This is a genomic window from Lactobacillus sp. HBUAS51381, assembly GCF_012641095.1.
Taxonomy (GTDB): Bacteria; Bacillota; Bacilli; order Lactobacillales; family Lactobacillaceae; genus Levilactobacillus.
The window spans coordinates 1-19,148 of sequence record NZ_JAAVSC010000042.1 but is presented as its reverse complement, the minus strand read 5'-3'; the positions used below and the strand labels follow the sequence as shown (position 1 = coordinate 19,148).

The following is a 19,148-nucleotide window of genomic DNA, read 5'->3' as shown; positions in this document are numbered from 1 at the left end:
AGGATACACCCGTTCCCATGCCGAACACGGAAGTTAAGCTTTAGCACGCCGATAGTAGTTGGGGGATCGCCCCCTGCGAGGATAGGACGTTGCCACGCGGTTTTGGAGGATTAGCTCAGTTGGGAGAGCGTCTGCCTTACAAGCAGAGGGTCACAGGTTCGAGCCCTGTATCCTCCATTTGAGCCGTTAGCTCAGTTGGTAGAGCATCTGACTTTTAATCAGAGGGTCGACAGTTCGAGACTGTCACGGCTCATTCACCTTCGGGTGTTGAGTAATTTGATACAAACTGATACTGACTATGCCGACTTAGCTCAGTTGGTAGAGCACCTGTCTTGTAAACAGGGGGTCGGAAGTTCGAATCTTCTAGTCGGCATTTGATTTTGCGGAAGTAGTTCAGTGGTAGAACATCACCTTGCCATGGTGGGGGTCGCGGGTTCGAATCCCGTCTTCCGCTTTGTACCGGAGGGTACAAAGCTTCAAACTTAATTAGCGTTTTTGCACCCATAGCGCAACTGGATAGAGTGTCTGACTACGAATCAGAAGGTTGTAGGTTCGACTCCTACTGGGTGCATTTAACGGGAAGTAGCTCAGCTTGGTAGAGCACCTGGTTTGGGACCAGGGGGTCGCAGGTTCGAATCCTGTCTTCCCGATTAAATAAAATATTTTTATTTAACATTTCGCGGTGTAGCTCAGCTGGCTAGAGCGTTCGGTTCATACCCGAGAGGTCGAGGGTTCGATCCCCCCCGCCGCGATTTGGACTTGGACTGGACCTTTAGCTCAGTTGGTTAGAGCAAACGGCTCATAACCGTTCGGTCGTAGGTTCGAGTCCTACAAGGTCCATTACCAGAAGGACTTTTGTACGTGTTTTATGGAGGATTACCCAAGTCTGGCTGAAGGGAACGGTCTTGAAAACCGTCAGGTGAGTAAAATCACGCGAGAGTTCGAATCTCTCATCCTCCTTTGTTCCTTTAATATTATCGCGGGATGGAGCAGTCTGGTAGCTCGTCGGGCTCATAACCCGAAGGTCGCAGGTTCAAACCCTGCTCCCGCAATTTGGTCCGTTGGTCTAGTTGGTTTAGGACGCCTGCCTGTCACGCAGGAGATCACGAGTTCGAGTCTCGTACGGACCGTTGTTATACTCGTCAGCAGAGTGTAGCAACTATAACTTTATTCTAAATGGCAAAATGGCTCGGTAGCTCAGTCGGTAGAGCAATGGATTGAAGCTCCATGTGTCGGCGGTTCGATTCCGTCCCGCGCCATTAAGTATATCTCATTATAATGCGGGTATAGTTTAGTGGTAAAACCACAGCCTTCCAAGCTGTTGTCGCGAGTTCGATTCTCGTTACCCGCTTTATATGGGCCTATAGCTCAGCTGGTTTAGAGCGCACGCCTGATAAGCGTGAGGTCGATGGTTCGAGTCCATTTAGGCCCATTATGGAGAAGTACTCAAGTGGCTGAAGAGGTGCCCCTGCTAAGGGTATAGGTCGCGGAAGCGGCGCGAGAGTTCGAATCTCTCCTTCTCCGTTTAGTTATGACCCGTTGGTCAAGTGGTTTAAGACACCGCCCTTTCACGGCGGTAACATGGGTTCGAATCCCGTACGGGTCATTGTTTCAAAATTTAATATTATCGCGGGATGGAGCAGTCTGGTAGCTCGTCGGGCTCATAACCCGAAGGTCGCAGGTTCAAACCCTGCTCCCGCAATTTTGGTCCGTTGGTCTAGTTGGTTTAGGACGCCTGCCTGTCACGCAGGAGATCACGAGTTCGAGTCTCGTACGGACCGTTAGTGAAGTCTTCCTTGTTGGGGAAGGCTTTTTTATTTAGGTATTAGAACGAAAAGTGTGTTTACAAAAAGCGTCTGGGCCAGATTCCCAGACGCTTTAGAGGCTCCTAAGCTAAATTGCTGAAACGTGGTCCTGTTGGCTAGGCGCTACGGTGCTGCAAATAGTGCCGCAATCGGTCATCGTGCGCGTAGAGATACAGGCCTTGAACACCACGCTTCATTAAAACATTGATTGAATTGAGGATAAGTTGCTGCTTAACCTGTTTCAGGACAACGGGATCGGTCAGATCCGCTCGCTTTTTGAAGGTCTCGACATCGGTGTTGCGATCAAGGTGAATGACAAGTTGGTTGTTCGCGTCAAGACCCACTAGGGGACCTAGAATCAGGCCAACGTAGTTTAGATCGAATCCTTGACAGGTATAAATCGATCCCACCTCATTAATGGTCTGTGGGAGTTCTGCCCACGGTGTACTGGTGTAGTTGTACTGATCCCAGGGCAGGTGAAAGTTACCTTCCGTGACGTAGTGTTTTCCACCGTCCAGAGTTGAGGGATATCCCGACGTTGAGACAATCCGGGACAGGCCCACCTCTTGATTTCGACGGACTACCGCTTGCCGCATCTCTTCGGCATCCTCGAAGACACGTAGATCGTAGTGTGCACCAGTGTCCGCCGGCAGAGGGTGTAGACGTTGGTGAGTGAAGTCGTTGATCCAGCGAACGAGGTGGTCACTCGCGTGCATCCGAAATTGATGGGTTAACCGATAAGCCGCGTGGGGATAAGGAGCAACGTGTTTTTCAAGCCGTTGTTCCGTCCAGAAGCTCTTCATTCGGAGAACTTGGGTCTCGTCGAAAACCAGAATAACAACTTTGGCTGCCGCTATGAGATCGTCCAACTGGTTCTCACCATAGAAATTATTATAATGATCGGCCTGGGACAGCAGTAGGTGAGCCTCATCAATGACCAACACGTCCGGGTGGCTCTGCCCCTTGGCAATGCGATTAATGAGCGAGGTGGGGCGCTGAAAGTCCTTCTTCAAGAGGTGGGGTTGTGTGCCCGCAATCTCTCGGTAAACTTTGAGAATTTCCGGGTGGTTCACGAGGAAATAATTTTCCGTTTGAGCCAGGGCATTGGTTCGTTGCGTGCGAGCCGCGGTCTGTAACTGATTAAAGAGGTGAGCGAGAACCACGCTCTTTCCCGTTCCGGCATCGCCGTAGAGGGTGAAGATTGCTGGCTGCGCTGCTGACAGATGCTGGGTCGTAAAGGTTAAGATACGCTGAACCAAGGCGTCTTGTTCTGCCGTCAAGGGTAGGATTGGTGAGAGCTTGTGCGTTGCCATATTGTCTATCGGGTTAAGCAAATTGTCGCCTACTTTCTAAAAAATAAGAATACGCCTATTGTAACGCGAAATGTGACTAAAAGAAAAACCCTCCATTTTCTGAAGGGCTAGGGGTTAACTTTCGTCTGTTTGCTGCGAGTGCGCTTTGTCGGTTGCGAGTTGATAGGTCGCCGCGTGGAAATTATTGAGTTGCGTTGCGTATTTGGTAAAGGGAGAAAAACGGTTAGAGCGGCGCCAAATCATAAAGGCATCGCTGGTATCCCAGATGGTCATCAGGACGTATTCGCCGCTATTTTTGAATTTAGATAGGACCAACATGGCGGTCATCCCAGCGGGAAGGGGTTCGGCCGCAATCTTGTTGACGTCGCCTTCAAAGACCTTAGCGCTTTCGACATCTAGTGTGAAATAGTTGAAGCTGAAGAAGCCATGCCAAGTCGGTTGGCCATGTTCAATCTTAACCTGATAATCCAAATGACTCGTGAAAACACTATCCTGTCCCGAAACGTCCAACAACTGTAAGTCCTTGGCACCACCAGTGGCCGCCAGAAGAACGAACTGACGATCGGGGTTCTGCTTAATAATTTTGTCGAGTAACGGCCGACTACCAAACGTTAATGATAATTGATGAAGCATGATCATCCCTCCTGACTTGATCTCATCTTCATTATAAAGGTATTGTCTGGGAAAAGCGAAACGTTTACACTCCGCCGGTCACGCGCTACACTAGCAGTAGAACAAATTTGAGAGGATGATTCGATGCAATTGACTGTATTAGGCTGTTATGGTGGTTATCCACAAAACGGGATTGGCACCAGTAGCTATCTCATTACCAGTGGGGACTACCACTTGCTGTTGGATTGTGGGAGTGGAGCCTTGTTGGCCTTAGAGAAACAACTTAGCCCGCTTCAATTAAATGCGGTGCTATTAACCCACTATCATCACGACCACACGGCCGACTTGGGTGTCTTGCAATATGAGTGGCAATTGGCACAGGGGGACAAGGCTGAACCGATACTGCCCATCTATGGTCACACGGCCGACCCCTTAAACTTTGGGAGCCTGACCTGGCCAAATGCCACGGTGGGACGGGCCTACAATCCGGCGGAAACGTTACAATTAGGCCCGCTGACGGTGACTTTTATCGCCACCCATCACCCGGTCCCTGCCTATGCACCACGGATTACCGAAACGACAACCGGGAAAACACTGGCCTTTACGGCGGATACGGCGGCCTTTGCTGGGTTAGCGGACTGGGCGCGCGATGCGGATGTTTTATTGGCGGATACCAACTTCTATGCTGACCATCAAGGAACGGCCTGGCATTTAACCTCGACCCAGGCCGGTGAACTTGCCAAGCAGGCCGGTGTTCAGCGACTCCTATTGACGCATTTACCGCAAACCGGCAGCTTGGAACAGCTAAATGAGGAAGCACAGGCGGCCGCGGGATCCCAAATTCCAGTACGGGTTGTTCAACCTCAGACTATTTATAAAATCTAATGTAAATAATTCGTAAAATATGAATTGCACATTATCATCTTCTACACCAATATGTTAATTACGACAATCATTTCTATTATTAATGCACAATTGCATGTCAATTGTTTATAATTGATTTTAGAAAAAATTCTTTCTTTTCCGGTAAAATGCTGTATAATAGATTTATTAAAACATTTATACCACGCAAAAGGGAGGAAAAGATTATGTCAGTCACGCTCTACACATCACCCAGTTGTACCTCTTGCCGTAAAGCTCGAATTTGGTTTGAAGACCACGGTATCGCGTATCGTGAACAGAACATCTTCTCCGAGCCCTTAACGATTAACCAGATTAAGTCAATTTTACGGTTAACGGAGGACGGTACCGAGGAGATTATCTCGAAGCGCTCACGTGTTTACCAAAATTTAACGGTTGATCTCGATGATTTACCATTACGCAAATTATATGAATTAATTCGTCAAAATCCTGGCATTCTGCGGCGACCAATCATGGTTGATGATCGGCGGCTTCAGGTGGGATTCAACGAAGAGGAAATCCGGCGGTTCTTGCCGCGGAAAGTTCGCGAATTGGAACTCCAGCGGGCCCAACGATTAGTTAATGGTAACGAATAAGCTTAATTAGTTGCATCTAACTGGATTTGTGAGAGAATATTACTTGCAGTCCAGTTTTTTTGTTATGATTACTTTACAAGTAAAATAAAATGGCTAGAATGAGAAACAAGGACAATACCCAACCCACGAGAAAGGGGTGTTATTCAATGGAAATGGAACGAATCAATGAAAATACGATTCGGGTGGTTATTGGCAACGATGATCTGAGCGAGCGCGGTATTACCGTTTTGGATCTATTGGGCAACCACAAACAAATCGAAGGCTTTTTCTATAGCATTTTAGAAGAAGTTGATGTTGACCACCAATTTCAAGATAACGATGCGGTCACCTTCCAGGTGCTGCCAAATCGCAATGGTCTTGAGTTATTTATCAGTAAAAATGCAGATGAGGACAGTGCTACGGACGTGAACATCACGGATGCTAGCGTTGATAGCAATCACCCCGATCAAGTGTCGGATCAGATTAAAGCCCACTTATTAGAAAAAGATGGACAAAAGGATTTCTTCTCAAACTACAAGGCAACAACCACCAATGACTCAAATGATATTGAAGATTATTTGAACGATGAGGGGCAACCCACCACTACGCGAGTGATTCGGTTGCATTCATTTGAAGACATGATTAGTTTGGCCCGGGTATTGCGTTTAGAAAATGCAGCGTCAAACCTGTACCAGTACAAAGGGGCTTACTATTTAGAGTTAATTTTCTTCGTCAACGAATCTTCCCGTGAATCAATCAAGGATGAATTGTCCGTGGCGTACGAATACGGTGACAGCACGAAGGTTGCCCCAGACGTTTTGGCGGAACACGGTAAGATGATTATGGAACACAGCGCACTGGAATTGACCCGGTTTCACTTTTTAAGCGATTAACGTGAAACTTGGCACCAGTCTATTGAAACGAGCCTCCCACTGGGAGACTCGTTTTTTTCGAAATAAGCGTTTAATGGTGGTCCATAAGGCAGCCCCCCTAGAAATTTAAACGAAACCTGCTATAATGGTTTATCGGACAAATTAAGTATCGGATGAATTATCTGGATAACTTTTGTTCACATTCTGGAGGCTCTGGTGCCTCAATAGGAGGTAGCCTATGAGTCTCGCGCAGTTAGAAAGCATTCTGTTGTGGGCGTCGGCGGTAATGGCCGTCGTCGTTATACTAACGATTGTCATTTATTATTGGTATTCGCGTAAAACGCGCAATAATTATTTGGAAAATCACGAAATTGAGTTGCGCTACTTCATTCAAAAACAAGTGGATTTTCGTGGCGAGACTACCGGCTACGAGTGCCTGCTGCGCCAACATAATTGGGATGACTCGTGGACCTTGCCACAAAAATTGGATTCACTGCCCTTACAGCGGGTAATTTTTCTCTTAACGGACACCTTCAAGTCTCTCCCGGAGGAGCCCATTACGTTGTCGATTAATTTGGAATTCGACCAGATCACGAGTCCGGATTTTCGATATTTTGTCCGCTGGGCACTGTCACGAATCGCCCCGATGAAGCTGGCCGTGGAGTATACGGCCGGTACGAATCAGCCGCGGCACAAACGACGACTTTTTCGGCGGCGAATTCGGGAGGCCCGGGCCTACGGGATGCGCTTTGGCATCGATAACGTCGGGGCCTCACTGAACAACCTGAAGAGTATCGAGTGGATTCTCCCCGAGGTGGACACCTTGAAGTGTTCCATGCGGAGCTTTCGGAAGGCCGACCCCAACGAGTGGCTCGACCTAAATCTACAATTTTGGAATCGACTGTCCCAACGCAACCATATCGAGCTGGTACTGATGGGAATTGAGGATGAACGGGATCAACAGTTGGCGGATCAGTTGAAGATTAACACGCGTCAGGGGTACTTATTTGACCGACCGATGAATCCGCAGGAAAGGAGTCGTCATGGCTAAGCAAAATCGGCAACAACTTTATTCGGATGACTATTTTGAGAAGGGACACTGGGGCCTCAAGATTCGGCAAACGCTGGTCGGACTCGTGGGCTGGATCTGCGTGATCGTCCCCATCGTCATTACCGTGCTGTCCTTTTGGGCCTCGTACAATCCCCACATTATTCACCTGTGGTCGTATCACGAAGGAATCTTTGAGATTAAGTTCATCGGCATTATCCTGCTATTTTGTTTTGTCCTGGTTTCACTCTTTGCGGTGGGGATGACGATTATCCAAAATCGAAAACGGGACCGGGTGGTGGAACAGTGGCCGACGTTTAATCCAATTAACCAGCGGAAACGCGAGGATCAACTAGGCAAGTTCATGGACCAACGCTTCGGCGATCAGGCGTTTCGAGAAAACGTTCGCCACTATCAAGTGAAGCCCGAGCAGAACCTGGATACCGACCAGATTCAGCAGCTCTATGAACAGCACGATCTCAATGACTTGGACGAATAGGGAGGCCGCACGTGACAAATATTTTTATTGATAGCCTATTGCGGGCGACCGTGGGCAAGACGATCTTTAACATCTTTTTGCTGGTTCTGTGTCTCTATCCCGTGGTGGGGTCGTTCTTCTGGTTCACCGGGGCCCTGTCGTACCGCTTTCTCAAGACCAATAAGCGAGATGGTGCGGCGCGCTACATTCCCGTTAACGATCAGCCAATGATTACCATCATGATTCCGGCCCATAACGAAGAGGTCATGATTGAGGAGACCATCACCTATCTCTTCGAAGAACTGAACTATACTAACTATGAGGTGCTGGTCATGAATGATGGGTCGACCGACCAGACGGGGGCCATCATCGCCCGACTCCAAGACAAGTATCCCCGGCTAAGGACGGTCGAGATTCTCAAAAATAAGGGGAAGGCCCACGCCTTTAATATTGGCATGTACTTCGCCAAGGGTGACTACATCCTCAGCAACGATGCCGATACCATCCCCGAGCCCGACGCCCTGATGAAGTATATGAATTTCTTTATGCGCGACCGCGACATGAATACTTCCGCCGTGACGGCCAACATGGACGTTCAAAACCGGACGAGTCTATTGGGGAAGTCACAGACCGTGGAGTTCACTAGCATTGTCGGGGTGATTAAACGCAGCCAAACGGCGGTCAACGATTCGATGTATGCCTATAGTGGGGCGAACACCCTGTACAAGAAGGATTTTCTGATCGACGTTGGTGGTTTTCGTCAGAATCGAGCGACTGAGGACATCAGTATCGCCTGGGATCACCAGATGCTGGGCGCCGTGCCACGCTTCGCCCCGAACATTATCTTTCACATGAACGTGCCGGAGACCATTCGTGACCTCTATCACCAACGCAAACGTTGGGCGCAGGGCGGGACGGAAGTCTGGTTGACCAATATCAAGAAATTTTTGCGCCACCCGATTGAACACCGTTACCAGTGGTCGATGTTTGTGGATTCAACGCTATCTATCATTTGGTCGTTTTTCTTCACAATCACGTCGTTCGCCTTTGTGGGGTTGATGCTGTACTTCCTCTTTACCGGGGACTACGAACGGATCATCCACGGCATCGTTATTTCCTTTATCTTTGTGACGTTTGAAATGTTTGCCGGATTCATGCAGTTACTCGCGGCCTTACTGCTCGATCACCACGGGGCCAAGCTGAAATACCTCTTTTTCGCGCCGCTATACATGTTGTTCTACTGGATGGTCAATCCGATTACCGTGGTGATGACGTTTGTTCCGGCGCTCAAGACGATTCTGGGCTTTGGGTCCGGCACGTGGGTCAGTCCCAAGCGCCAGTCGATGAAGAAGTAAACAATTGTGCCAATTAAAAAGCGTCTGGGCCAGATTCCCAGACGCTTTAGAGTCTCCAAAGCTAAATTGTCGAAACGTGGGCCAAAAGGCAGCTGATTTCGCTTAAAACAGATAGCCAAACAACCCCAACCCGGGATTCTTCGATTATCTGCCTTAATGCTCACTGGCTAAGCTCTTTTGGCCCACGTTTTTCGTTGGTTAGCGGCGTTCAATAGCCAACAAAAACGGCGGATGATGTATCTGATTAATGAAGCCGTAACGTAAGACCTGATAGGTTCTCTGTGGCAACTGCTGACAGAACGCAACGACGGCTTCTTGTTCCGTTTGTCCACCAGGATGGCCGGAATACACGACCAGGATGATGCGGCCACCTCGTCGTAAATGAGCCAATAAGACTTTGACGGCGCTTAGCGTGGTGTTGGGCCGCGTAATCAAAGACTTGTCGCCGCCGGGCAGGTAGCCCAAGTTGAAGATGGCACCGGTAATCAGCGTATCGGCGGTCAAAAATTCACCGACGTGTTCATGGCCAGTCGCGTGGAGGTCAACCTGCGATGCGAGCCCGGTTAAAGTGAGCTGCGTCTGGGTCGCCTTGAGCGCGGCCGGCTGAATGTCAAAGCCGATGACGCGACCGGTCCGACCAACCTGATTGGCAAGAAAGAGCGTATCGTGGCCATTGCCGACCGTGGCATCGACCACCGTGTCGCCGGGCCCCACACATTCGCTGAGTAAGGTGTGACTGTACGTTAACGCATTGGGTAAATTCACTACAATTCATCTCCATAACGGGTTAAATACCATTGGGTGACGGTCAGGAGGACAAAGCCCAGTGACCAGCCGGCGACCACATCGCTAGGGTAATGGACGCCCACGTAGACCCGTGACAGGCCGATAACGACGATCCACAGGCTTAGGAGTCCGATCAACAGCCACCGCCAGTAACGGTGACGGCGAAGCGTCCAGCCTAGCAGAACGATAAGGGTGCCCCACAGAAGCATGGCGGTGATGGAATGACCGCTCGGAAAGCTATATGAGCTGGCGGCGACGAGCCGATCGACGGTGGGCCGGTCACGTCGAACGATATGCTTGATGACACTGTTGCCAATGCCGGCCCAGATTAGGACGTTCCAGCCCAAGAAGAGGGCGCCCCGGGAACGCCGGGCGATTACTAATCCGGCCATCGCGAGTAGGGTCACCCAGGTAATGGGTTGCGGATTACCCGAGTTGGTCACGGCAATGATCGTGGCGGTGACGGGATGCGAGAAGGGGTGACGAACCAGGCCAATGACGAACTGATCGAAATCGGGAAGCCAGCTCTGCTGGTAGACGACACCGATGAGATCCAGTAGAAAGATGATGCCGGCGGCCATGGTGAACCGCCAGCGTAATTTAGAAATGGGTGGCAAATGAGTTGCCTCCTTTTTTAGAAATAAAGTTAACGCCTCAAATCGGCGGTAGTGGCAGGGCCGAAAGGTGTTAGTCGTTAAGTTAAAGCACTGCAATTAGTATAGCACATCGCCGGTATTTTCATGTTTGCGACTAAAAGATGTGGCGAAGACAGTGATCTTTGGGCGCAAGGCTAGGTTCGAGGTTACACCTGACCTGGGCGGCCCCCAGCGATCCGGCTCATATTTTACGAGTGGCAAGGTAGCCAGTGGGCGCTATGTCACCGAAACAGGTCATTTTGATCGGTATTCGTTCGGAAGAATCCCCGTTGTCCCTTGCTTTTCTGGAGGGGGTTTGCTAAGATTAAAGCAATTTGATTCTTCAAGACGTTGACGAGAAGTAGTAGTTTCAGGGCGTATTTAGAAAGCGGATGGTCGCTGTAAATCCGTTACGCCAGAAACGAACTTATCTCCGAGTCATTTCTGCCATAAGGTGGGCGTTTGGCGACGTTATCAGCCGGAATGAGCCTCGAACTGGTTTCGAGGAAATGTAGGTGGTACCGCGTTTAGACGCCCTGCAGGAGTCCATTTTTGGACTGCTGGGGGCTTTTTTTGTGGCACGACGTTAATTGAGAAAGGGAGCGACGTTTTTGGCTTACAAACACGAGATAATTGAACACAAATGGCAACACTACTGGCGCGTCAATGACACGTTTAAGACCACGGACAACCAGAGCAAGCCTAAATATTACGTATTGGATATGTTCCCCTACCCGTCAGGTCAAGGCCTGCACGTGGGACATCCAGAAGGCTACACGGCAACCGACATCATGGCCCGCTTAAAGCGGATGCAAGGCTTCAACGTCTTACACCCTATGGGATGGGATGCCTTCGGTTTACCGGCCGAACAGTATGCTTTGAAGACCGGGCACAACCCCAAGGACTTCACGGCCCACAACATCAAGAACTTCAAGCGGCAGATCCGTTCGCTGGGCTTTTCTTATGACTGGAGTCGTGAGGTCAACACGACCGACGAATCCTTCTACAAGTGGACGCAGTGGATCTTCGAACAGCTCTACAAGAAGGGCCTAGCCTACGAAGACAAGATCATGGTCAACTGGGCCCCCGACTTTATGGGCGGGACCGTTGTGGCCAATGAAGAAGTCGTCGATGGCAAGACCGAACGGGGTGGCTATCCCGTTTACCGCGTGCCAATGCGGCAGTGGGTCTTAAAGATTACGGCCTATGCGGATCGCTTGATTGACGACTTGGATGATTTGGACTGGCCCGACAGCATTAAGGAAATGCAACGAAACTGGATTGGCCGTTCCGAAGGGGCCAGCGTCTTCTTCCCCGTTGCTGGGCAGGAAGACACCAAGGTCGAGGTCTACACGACCCGTCCCGACACGTTGTTTGGGGCCACTTACATGGTATTAGCACCGGAACACGACCTGGTCGACCAGATCACCACGCCGGAACAGGCCGATGCCGTCAAAGCCTACAAGGAAGCCATCGAAAGCAAGTCTGACCTGGAACGGACCGACCTGAATAAGGACAAGACCGGGGTCTTCACGGGTGCTTATGGCATCAACCCATTGAGCGGTAAGAAGTTGCCAATCTGGATTGGCGATTACGTCCTCGCGTCTTACGGGACCGGGGCAATCATGGCCGTACCAGCCCACGATGACCGGGATAACGAGTTTGCCCAGAAATTCAATCTGCCCATCACCCAAGTGATTGCGGGAGATGATGACACCGATGTTCAAAAAGCCGCTTACACCGGCGATGGTGAACACATCAACTCCGACTTCATGAATGGCATGAATAAGCAGACGGCCATTAAGGCGGCCATTGACTGGTTAGAGGAACACAAGGCTGGCCACAAGCAGGTCAACTTCCGGCTACGTGACTGGATCTTCTCCCGTCAACGCTACTGGGGTGAACCCATTCCCGTTATTCACTGGGAAGATGGTGAAACGACACTGGTTCCCGAAGACGAATTGCCATTGAAGCTGCCCGCAGCTAAGCAACTCGAACCTTCCGGAACGGGTGAAAGTCCATTGGCCAACCTGGATGACTGGGTGAACGTGGTGGACGAAAACGGGCGTAAAGGGAAGCGTGAAACCAACACCATGCCGCAATGGGCTGGGAGTTCGTGGTACTTCCTGCGTTACGTTGATCCGCACAACGACCAGGCAATTGCCGATCCCGACAAACTGAAATACTGGATGCCGGTCGACCTTTACATTGGTGGGGCGGAACATGCCGTCTTGCATTTGCTCTACGCACGGTTCTGGCACAAGTTCCTCTACGACCTCGGTGTCGTGCCGACCAAGGAACCCTTCCAAAAGCTGGTTAACCAGGGGATGATCCTGGGGACCAACCACGAAAAGATGTCCAAGTCCAAGGGTAACGTCATCAATCCCGATGAAATTGTCGAGAAGGATGGGGCCGATACCCTGCGCTTGTATGAAATGTTCATGGGGCCACTGGAAGCTTCCAAACCGTGGAGCACGGAAGGTATCAACGGTTCTCGTCGCTGGTTAGACCGGGTATGGCGGTTATTGATCGATGATAACAACCATCTGCGTGACCGCGTGACGATGATTAACGACGGTAAGTTAGATAAGATCTACAACCAGACCGTGAAGACGGTGAGCGAGGACATGGAAGCCATGCGCTTCAACGTGGCCATCTCCCAACTGATGGTCTTCGTTAACGAAGCCTACAAGGCAGACAGCTTACCACTGCTGTACATGGAAGGTTTCGTCAAGATGATCTCTCCAATCGTGCCGCACATTGCCGAAGAACTCTGGTCACTGATGGGCCATGACGAGACGATTGCTTACGAAAAGTGGCCAACTTATGACCCGAAGCAATTGGTCGAAGACGTGGTTGAAATGGTGGTTCAGGTCAACGGTAAGGTCCGGGCACACTTGAAGGTTGCCAAGGACGCGGCTAAGGACGATATTGAAGCCCAAGCCTTGGCCGACGATACGGTCAAGACCCATACCGATGGCAAGACGATCCGTAAGGTAATTGTGGTGCCAGGCAAGCTGGTCAACATCGTAGCCAACTAAATTTAACGTTTAAGGTCAAGTGTCAGTGACTTTCCTAAGGGAAGGTGGCTGGCACTTTTTAGTTGGCGGTGGTTCGGGGATGGGAGATAATTTAGATGTTATCTTAGCTAATTTTAGGGTGCTAGACGCCTGACTAGCCAAAAAATCTGGCCGATCCCCAACGGACCGCCAGATTTCATAAATGGATTATTATTGATTAACCTCTACCGCCGCCGGTGCCGCACGAACGTAAAGAAGTGTAGAATGCTGGCCAACAAGACGTAGAAGATGATGACAAACGTGGCGTAGGTCAGCCAGAACTTACCGGCCGCGAAGACGCCGAACCACCACGCCTGCAGGCCCATGGTGATCAGCGCCATGACGGCGATCATGAAGAAGAGTAGTATGTAACGTTTCAAGGTGTTATCATCCTTTCGTGGTCGGTTGGCAATTTTCTGGGAGAGACGGCGGCACTCAGCCAGCTTGTTCTCCCGGGGTGCGTGGGTGCCCCACGTACCCGTTCCGACAAATTCGCCAACTTTAATCAGGCCGGCACCGGTCAGCACCCGGTCAATCGTGACGAAGGTCTGATCGGTGATACCGGTAAAGAAGTTTTCCGTGGAACTGACGAAGCAGGTGGTCATGCTGAGATAGTGCTTGTTCTTGTATTTTCCGGGCAAGGTATCGGCCTCGGCCGTCATCCGCACCAGCCGAAAACGCATGCAGTCAAAGAACTGCTTCATCACGCCGGACATGCCGCCCCAATACGTGGGGGCACAGACAATCCAGAAATCGCTGGCGGCCATCTTGGCTTCAATCTCGTCGAGGGCCGGGCAGGACTTTTCCTTAGTATCCGGATAAATCTCGTAATCTCGCAGAAAGACCGTGTCAACTTCCGCGGAATCCGGTAAGCCATCGAGAACGGCCTGCAGGTAGCCCGCAGTGATACCGTACCGTTCGTGGCTGCCTAATAATGCTAAGTAACGCAAAGCAATCGCCTCACTTTAAATCATTCGATGGTCATTGGCTACTGATAGCGCAACCAATGCCTATACCATCAGTATACCGCATGGCAATTTAAAAGTAAGAATTTTGTTTTGGGGATTGACCATCGGTGGGAAACAGGGGCCATGACCCTAATTGTTGTGTCGTTTGACTAAAAAGCCCTCGCGGACCAACCGGTCAACGAGGGTACACAAGCTGTAATTATTGCAGTAATTCTGTCAGGATAGCAAAGAACCGGTGCTTCACAACGTCGTCTTCGCCAGCTTTTGAGAACTGATAGTTGAGTAAATGACGGTCAAATTCGTGGAAGAAAACGTCAGCCATCGTTTGATAATCGCTATCATTGGTCTGGTCGATCCGCTTAAAACTACGCCAGGTGGCATAAATTAATTGTGCGTCTGGAACCTGCGCTATTTCTGGAAAATGTTGCCGAATGCTCTTGGTCATCCGCACAACCTGTTTCGCTCTTTCCGGAGACATCTGCATCTCCGGAGTTGCCGTTTGCGTCATAATGGCATTCCTCCTTGAATAGTCTATTTCTTGACTACTTCCAGCATACCACTGTTCGGGGCATCCGGTAAGCAAACCACTGGTGGAGAGGCCTGGATTTTCAAATCTTTACCGAAACCTGATATTTGCGAGACAAATCGTATGGTATAATATTTGTTTGATTAGCTTGGCGGTTGACCAAGCTGAAGTACCGTTGAATTTAAACTTGAAAGTAGGGTGTCAAATGTCGGCAAGGTCTGATCATACAGGAAATCAAGCCGTGAGCGCACAGGATCAAATGGTCGCGGGCTCCGCATGGATGACGGCCGGGAGTATTTTTTCTCGGATTCTTGGGGCCATCTATATTGTCCCTTGGAGTATTTGGTTCGGCTCATTCTTCCTACAAGCCAACGCGCTATACGGGAAGGGCTACAACATTTATAGTTTCTTCCTGATTGCGGCGATTGCGGGGGTCCCTTCCGCCATTGCCAAGCAAGTGGCCCACTATAATGCGCTAAACGAGTATGGCATTAGTGTCCGGCTCTATAAGCGGGGGTTGGTGATTGCCATCCTCACGGGGGTCAGCATCGCCTTACTGCTATTCTTGGGGGCGCCGCTATTTACCGGGGGCGATAAGCATCTGATTCCGGTCCTCCATTCGTTGGCCTGGGCGATCTTGATTATTCCGACCATGAGTCTGACCCGAGGGTATTTCCAGGGCTTCCAACAGATGGCGCCCTCGGCCATTTCCCAATTTGCGGAACAACTGGCGCGAGTGGCCTACATGTTGGTCACGGCCTTTATCATCATGGACGTGATGAAGGGGGACTGGGTGTCCGCCGTCTCGCAATCCACGTTGGCCGCCGCGGTTGGGGCCCTGTGTGGTCTGATTGTCTTAGGCGTCTACTATTGGAAGCGGCGGGACTATTTCCGCGGCTTGGTCGCCGGTAGTAATGAAGAATTGGTGGTGCCCGCCAAGCAACTCTACAAGGAAATTGTGGCGCAGGCCGTGCCGTTCATTATTTTAGGGGCCGGGATTACCATTTTCCAACTGATTGATCAATATACCTTTGCGCCCATCATGCATCTAGCCGGCAATTACTCGGATACCTACCTGAACGATCTGTTCGCGCTGTTCGGCGTGAATGCGAATAAATTAATTATGATTACCATTTCGCTGTCCTCGGCACTGGCCGTTACGGTGGTGCCCTTGTTATCGGAAGCGTACACGCGGGGCAATAAACGCGAGATTTCCGGCCAACTGACGAATGCCTTCTTAATGTTTGAATTCGTCATGATTCCGGCAGCGCTGGGGATGGCGGCCGTTGCGCGGCCCCTTAACATTGTCTTCTATGGCCAAACACAGGAAGCACTGGGGTCGTCAATCCTGGCGTTCTCCTCGTACCTGTCGATCCTCCTGGGACTTTATACGGTGGTTGCGGCACTCATGCAGGGAATTTCGCAAAACCGGCGGGCCGTTCACTACTTTGCGGTCGGCACCGTGGTGAAATTCATTGTCCAGTGGCCGCTGGTCTACTTCCTAGGCGCTTTTGGACCCCTGGTTGCGACCGGAATTGGTCTGTTGGTGACCTGTTACCTGATCATTCATTCACTGGACGTCCAGTTCGGGATTAACTACGCCACAATTGCCAAAAAGACCAACGGCATCCTGCTGGCATCCATCGGCACCTTCGTTATCGCCCGTGTGGTGGTCATGTTGGGGAGCCTAGTTGGAAGCAACGGACGGGTGATTAGTTTTGTTGTGACGGCGGTTGCGGCCGTCTTAGGGGGGTATTTCTACGTTTACCTCATGTTAAAGAGTCGCTTGGCCGATGCCATTATTGGCGATCGGGTAGTCGGGTTACGGCGGCGGTTGCACATTCACTAGGAGGCAATTGCGATGAATATTGAACGTTATTTAAATGATCACCGGCAGGGCACGCCGCGGCAGATACTCCGGTTGTTGCGGCAGGGGCGCGTTACGGTTAATGACGCCTTGATCGATTCGCCGCTCACCACGGTGACGAAGACAGATGCGGTCCGCGTGGATGGGATGGCCGTGACCGGGCGACGACCACAGTATCTAGTCTTTAACAAACCCGTGGGCTTCCAATTAAGCTTGGACCCGACCAGTGTGCACAGCCTGGGGAGCTTGCTAAATGCACTGGATCAGGTGCAACCCCTGAAGGCACTAGCGGATCTCCCCAAAGAAGCAATCGGACTGGTGCTCGCCAGTGATGACGACCACTTCTTGTCGGATGTTGCGGCCCAGGAGTGGGTGAGCACGTTACAGGTCTCCCTGGCAGAGGTCGTCACGACGTTGCCGCTGCTCGACAATGACCTGACCTTTACGGCGCTGCGGCTTGTTCCGGATGAGGTTCATCAGACCACTACGGTTACGGTTAAGACCCGTGACTTGACGGCCGCCGTGTCAACGTTAATGCAGATTAAAAGCCTAAACGGCCCCGTGAACCGCGTCGCCTTTGGCCCGTTGACGTTACCCGTTGACCTGTCAGTAGCGTCTTATCGTGGCTTGTTTCCAACGGAGATTGATGCGTTGAACGGGCCGCTAGATGATGATCCGGCGTTGCGCGCAGACGAGCTGTGAGTTTGAAACAATCTAAAGGTTGAAAGAAAAAAGCTAGGACTCTTGGTCAAGAGTAACGACCATTATAATATGATAGTCGCGTACTGGCCGCCTTACCATTCACCAAATTTGGTCTGGAACGCTGTGGGAAGGGCCGGAGAAAAGCCAAAGTGCTGTCTTTTCCCTCGCTTTGAGCCGTCAGCTCGCTGTCGTCTTGTCATCAACATAGCCGAAACGTGCGCCAACAGGCAACTGGCTCCGCTTAACACTGATAGACAAATAATCCAAAAGCAGGATTATCCGCCTATCAGCGTTAATGCTCACCAGTTAACCGCCTGTAGGCACACTCTTATCAACGGCTGAGACCAAATTTGGCTCACTCACGGCTACACGAGATGTATCCAATTAAACTGGCAGAACGTTGTCAATCCAGCGATTGTTACCGCACATTTAGTAGATATCAACCATCGTAGCCGCAGGTGATCGTTGATGATTAACTTTATGGCGACAAACCTTGTCAGATGGGGACTGGAGCGTGTTCGTGAACTTTCAGCCTTTAGAAACAATGATTAAAATGACAAAAAGACGATCGGCTCAGTAACAGGCTGATCGTCTTTTCAGTATAGCGCCTTTTCAATGATATCTAAGGCAGGAATCTTCTGATTTCAATCAGGAGAGGAATGCCAGTGATTGTTTTTTCGAGGTTTCTTAGTGCGTTGGTTCTTGATGCTTTTTTCGTTGATTTATTTACTCATCTGTATTCTTTTATGATTTTATTTATAAGTGTTTTTAGTACGTTCTGATTGGCTTACATGATATCATAATTTTATCGTGAAGGGAGGAATTGACTTGCGTAAAACGATGGCCCAATTACCATATCATTACGGGGTAAAACTAAGAGTGTTTCCGTCGAATGAACAGAAGCGCTTGATCAAGTTGAATAGTGATGCCAGCCGCTTTATTTACAACGAAATGAACGGCATGAACCGGGAGTTATTCGCTTTACGCCAAGTTAAAACGCCCATTAAGCTAGTTCAGACGCGAATCGAGACGTTGAAGCAACGGTTAAAGCATCCAGCGATTAATATTTCCAATATTCACGGTTGGTTGAATGATCAAGCGATCGATAGCGACATGAAGGCTAATGCCATCAAGAATTATCGCACTGCCTGGAAAAACTTTCGTCAAGTTCATCAAGCTGGGACGCCGGTTTTTCGTAAGAAACGTGCTGAACAAAAATACCAAACCTCCAATCATTATAAAAGTGACCAGCCAGATCCCAATATGCTTAATGGCAGTGTTCACTTGTTAGACGATAACCATATTCGGCTAGCCAAGCTAGGAAGATTGCGATTTAAGGGCATGCCAACTAAGCTCGCTGCCCTTAAAGCCCAGGTTCGTATTGGTACAACGACGATCTCCATGGATGCGACGGGCCTCTACTACGTTTCCCTGCAGTTAGCATCCGACCAGCCGTTCGTTGATTCGGAGATGCCTCGACCAGGATCAGCCATTGGAATTGATTTAAACACAGATAATTTTCTGACTGATTCCAATGCCAACGTGATTGCTAATCCGAGATTCTACCGGTCAATCAAGGGCAAATTAGCCAAAGCTCAGCGTACACTCTCTCGACGCGCATTACGGGCCAAGAAAGAACATCGTCCT

The 19,148-nt window shown here is 50.2% G+C and carries 16 protein-coding genes, 18 tRNA genes and 1 rRNA gene; 29 read left to right on the top strand and 6 right to left on the bottom strand.

All coding sequences use genetic code 11. The features are described from left to right. The 19 genes from rrf to HEQ50_RS11325 form a co-directional block, all read left to right on the top strand. Positions 1–98, top strand: a 5S ribosomal RNA gene (gene rrf, locus HEQ50_RS11415); the annotation flags it as partial. Between the two features lie 6 nt (positions 99–104). Next, a tRNA-Val gene (locus HEQ50_RS11410) sits at positions 105–177 on the top strand. A 3-nt stretch (positions 178–180) separates the two neighbouring features. Further along, positions 181–253: transfer RNA gene (locus HEQ50_RS11405), tRNA-Lys, on the top strand. A gap of 47 nt (positions 254–300) precedes the next feature. Further along, positions 301–373, top strand: a tRNA-Thr gene (locus HEQ50_RS11400). A 9-nt stretch (positions 374–382) separates the two neighbouring features. After that, a tRNA-Gly gene (locus tag HEQ50_RS11395) sits at positions 383–454 on the top strand. Positions 455–497: 43 nt separating this feature from the next. Next, positions 498–571 (top strand) — tRNA-Arg (locus tag HEQ50_RS11390). 5 nt (positions 572–576) lie between these two features. Next, positions 577–650, top strand: a tRNA-Pro gene (locus HEQ50_RS11385). A gap of 28 nt (positions 651–678) precedes the next feature. Further along, a tRNA-Met gene (locus tag HEQ50_RS11380) sits at positions 679–752 on the top strand. Between the two features lie 14 nt (positions 753–766). Further along, a tRNA-Ile gene (locus HEQ50_RS11375) sits at positions 767–840 on the top strand. Positions 841–870: 30 nt separating this feature from the next. After that, positions 871–960, top strand: a tRNA-Ser gene (locus HEQ50_RS11370). Positions 961–978: 18 nt separating this feature from the next. Continuing rightward, a tRNA-Met gene (locus tag HEQ50_RS11365) sits at positions 979–1,052 on the top strand. 3 nt (positions 1,053–1,055) lie between these two features. Then, positions 1,056–1,130: transfer RNA gene (locus tag HEQ50_RS11360), tRNA-Asp, on the top strand. A 56-nt stretch (positions 1,131–1,186) separates the two neighbouring features. Then, positions 1,187–1,259: transfer RNA gene (locus tag HEQ50_RS11355), tRNA-Phe, on the top strand. Positions 1,260–1,280: 21 nt separating this feature from the next. After that, positions 1,281–1,351, top strand: a tRNA-Gly gene (locus HEQ50_RS11350). 6 nt (positions 1,352–1,357) lie between these two features. After that, a tRNA-Ile gene (locus HEQ50_RS11345) sits at positions 1,358–1,432 on the top strand. Between the two features lie 4 nt (positions 1,433–1,436). Then, a tRNA-Ser gene (locus HEQ50_RS11340) sits at positions 1,437–1,524 on the top strand. 9 nt (positions 1,525–1,533) lie between these two features. Then, positions 1,534–1,606: transfer RNA gene (locus HEQ50_RS11335), tRNA-Glu, on the top strand. A 22-nt stretch (positions 1,607–1,628) separates the two neighbouring features. Then, a tRNA-Met gene (locus tag HEQ50_RS11330) sits at positions 1,629–1,702 on the top strand. 4 nt (positions 1,703–1,706) lie between these two features. Beyond that, positions 1,707–1,781, top strand: a tRNA-Asp gene (locus HEQ50_RS11325). 140 nt (positions 1,782–1,921) lie between these two features. Here the strand turns inward: HEQ50_RS11325 and HEQ50_RS11320 are convergent. Further along, a complete protein-coding gene (locus HEQ50_RS11320) occupies positions 1,922–3,118 on the bottom strand; it encodes a DUF2075 domain-containing protein (RefSeq protein WP_168900626.1) in 1,197 nt (398 codons plus the stop codon). A gap of 114 nt (positions 3,119–3,232) precedes the next feature. After that, a complete protein-coding gene (locus HEQ50_RS11315; RefSeq protein ID WP_168900625.1) occupies positions 3,233–3,751 on the bottom strand; it encodes a monooxygenase in 519 nt (172 codons plus the stop codon). 123 nt (positions 3,752–3,874) lie between these two features. Between HEQ50_RS11315 and HEQ50_RS11310 the strand changes: the two genes are divergently transcribed. From HEQ50_RS11310 to HEQ50_RS11285, 6 genes are all read left to right on the top strand, one after another. Next, positions 3,875–4,615 (top strand): MBL fold metallo-hydrolase, encoded by a 741-nt coding sequence (locus tag HEQ50_RS11310; protein WP_168900624.1) that lies wholly within the window; start codon positions 3,875–3,877, stop codon positions 4,613–4,615. 203 nt (positions 4,616–4,818) lie between these two features. Continuing rightward, on the top strand, positions 4,819–5,226 hold the full coding sequence (gene spxA / locus HEQ50_RS11305; protein ID WP_168900623.1) for a transcriptional regulator SpxA: 408 nt from the start codon (positions 4,819–4,821) through the stop codon (positions 5,224–5,226). 146 nt (positions 5,227–5,372) lie between these two features. Beyond that, positions 5,373–6,098, top strand: coding sequence for an adaptor protein MecA (locus HEQ50_RS11300; RefSeq protein ID WP_168900622.1), 726 nt, complete (start codon positions 5,373–5,375; stop codon positions 6,096–6,098). Positions 6,099–6,315: 217 nt separating this feature from the next. Then, positions 6,316–7,128, top strand: a complete 813-nt coding sequence (locus HEQ50_RS11295; RefSeq protein ID WP_168900621.1) for an EAL domain-containing protein — start codon at positions 6,316–6,318, stop codon at positions 7,126–7,128. Then, positions 7,121–7,624: a hypothetical protein gene (locus HEQ50_RS11290; protein WP_168900620.1), complete on the top strand. Its 504-nt coding sequence runs from the start codon at positions 7,121–7,123 to the stop codon at positions 7,622–7,624. The genes HEQ50_RS11295 and HEQ50_RS11290 overlap by 8 nt, the downstream gene beginning before the upstream one ends. Positions 7,625–7,635: 11 nt before the next feature. Further along, positions 7,636–8,958, top strand: coding sequence for a glycosyltransferase (locus tag HEQ50_RS11285; protein ID WP_168900619.1), 1,323 nt, complete (start codon positions 7,636–7,638; stop codon positions 8,956–8,958). Between the two features lie 198 nt (positions 8,959–9,156). On the opposite strand, the gene HEQ50_RS11280 is transcribed toward HEQ50_RS11285, so the two are convergent. Together HEQ50_RS11280 and HEQ50_RS11275 are read right to left on the bottom strand one after the other, a co-directional pair. Then, on the bottom strand, positions 9,157–9,723 hold the full coding sequence (locus tag HEQ50_RS11280; protein WP_168900618.1) for a class I SAM-dependent methyltransferase: 567 nt from the start codon (positions 9,721–9,723) through the stop codon (positions 9,157–9,159). Beyond that, positions 9,723–10,361 carry a phosphatase PAP2 family protein gene (locus HEQ50_RS11275; protein ID WP_168900617.1) on the bottom strand — a complete coding sequence of 213 codons (639 nt, stop codon included), beginning with the start codon at positions 10,359–10,361 and terminating at the stop codon, positions 9,723–9,725. The genes HEQ50_RS11280 and HEQ50_RS11275 overlap by 1 nt, the downstream gene beginning before the upstream one ends. 629 nt (positions 10,362–10,990) lie before the next feature. On the opposite strand from HEQ50_RS11275, the gene leuS reads away from it, so the two are divergent. Further along, the gene (leuS, locus tag HEQ50_RS11270; RefSeq protein WP_168900616.1) at positions 10,991–13,420 is read left to right on the top strand and encodes a leucine--tRNA ligase; all 2,430 of its coding nucleotides are present in this window, start codon (positions 10,991–10,993) and stop codon (positions 13,418–13,420) included. 203 nt (positions 13,421–13,623) lie between these two features. Here the strand turns inward: leuS and HEQ50_RS11265 are convergent, their stop codons facing one another. Together HEQ50_RS11265 and HEQ50_RS11260 are read right to left on the bottom strand one after the other, a co-directional pair. Next, positions 13,624–14,388: a flavodoxin family protein gene (locus HEQ50_RS11265; protein WP_168900615.1), complete on the bottom strand. Its 765-nt coding sequence runs from the start codon at positions 14,386–14,388 to the stop codon at positions 13,624–13,626. Positions 14,389–14,605: 217 nt separating this feature from the next. Beyond that, entirely contained in the window at positions 14,606–14,914 is a 309-nt protein-coding gene (locus tag HEQ50_RS11260) for a hypothetical protein (RefSeq protein WP_168900614.1), read from the bottom strand. A 223-nt stretch (positions 14,915–15,137) separates the two neighbouring features. On the opposite strand from HEQ50_RS11260, the gene HEQ50_RS11255 reads away from it, so the two are divergent. The 3 genes from HEQ50_RS11255 to HEQ50_RS11245 all read left to right on the top strand — a co-directional run. Continuing rightward, positions 15,138–16,781, top strand: coding sequence for a polysaccharide biosynthesis protein (locus HEQ50_RS11255; RefSeq protein WP_168900613.1), 1,644 nt, complete (start codon positions 15,138–15,140; stop codon positions 16,779–16,781). Positions 16,782–16,793: 12 nt separating this feature from the next. After that, positions 16,794–17,501, top strand: coding sequence for a 16S rRNA pseudouridylate synthase (locus HEQ50_RS11250; RefSeq protein ID WP_168900612.1), 708 nt, complete (start codon positions 16,794–16,796; stop codon positions 17,499–17,501). A gap of 828 nt (positions 17,502–18,329) precedes the next feature. Next, positions 18,330–19,148 (top strand): RNA-guided endonuclease TnpB family protein (locus HEQ50_RS11245; RefSeq protein WP_232842752.1); only part of this gene is annotated, 819 nt, incomplete at its 3' end.

Excerpts from the sequence above, each read along its gene's own strand:
- HEQ50_RS11320 (WP_168900626.1), bottom strand. The coding sequence starts at position 3,118 with ATGGCAACGCACAAGCTCTCACCAATCCTACCCTTGACGGCAGAACAA.
- HEQ50_RS11315 (WP_168900625.1), bottom strand. The coding sequence starts at position 3,751 with ATGCTTCATCAATTATCATTAACGTTTGGTAGTCGGCCGTTACTCGAC.
- HEQ50_RS11310 (WP_168900624.1), top strand. The coding sequence starts at position 3,875 with ATGCAATTGACTGTATTAGGCTGTTATGGTGGTTATCCACAAAACGGG.
- spxA (WP_168900623.1), top strand. The coding sequence starts at position 4,819 with ATGTCAGTCACGCTCTACACATCACCCAGTTGTACCTCTTGCCGTAAA.
- HEQ50_RS11300 (WP_168900622.1), top strand. The coding sequence starts at position 5,373 with ATGGAAATGGAACGAATCAATGAAAATACGATTCGGGTGGTTATTGGC.
- HEQ50_RS11295 (WP_168900621.1), top strand. The coding sequence starts at position 6,316 with ATGAGTCTCGCGCAGTTAGAAAGCATTCTGTTGTGGGCGTCGGCGGTA.
- HEQ50_RS11290 (WP_168900620.1), top strand. The coding sequence starts at position 7,121 with ATGGCTAAGCAAAATCGGCAACAACTTTATTCGGATGACTATTTTGAG.
- HEQ50_RS11260 (WP_168900614.1), bottom strand. The coding sequence starts at position 14,914 with ATGACGCAAACGGCAACTCCGGAGATGCAGATGTCTCCGGAAAGAGCG.
- HEQ50_RS11255 (WP_168900613.1), top strand. The coding sequence starts at position 15,138 with ATGTCGGCAAGGTCTGATCATACAGGAAATCAAGCCGTGAGCGCACAG.
- HEQ50_RS11250 (WP_168900612.1), top strand. The coding sequence starts at position 16,794 with ATGAATATTGAACGTTATTTAAATGATCACCGGCAGGGCACGCCGCGG.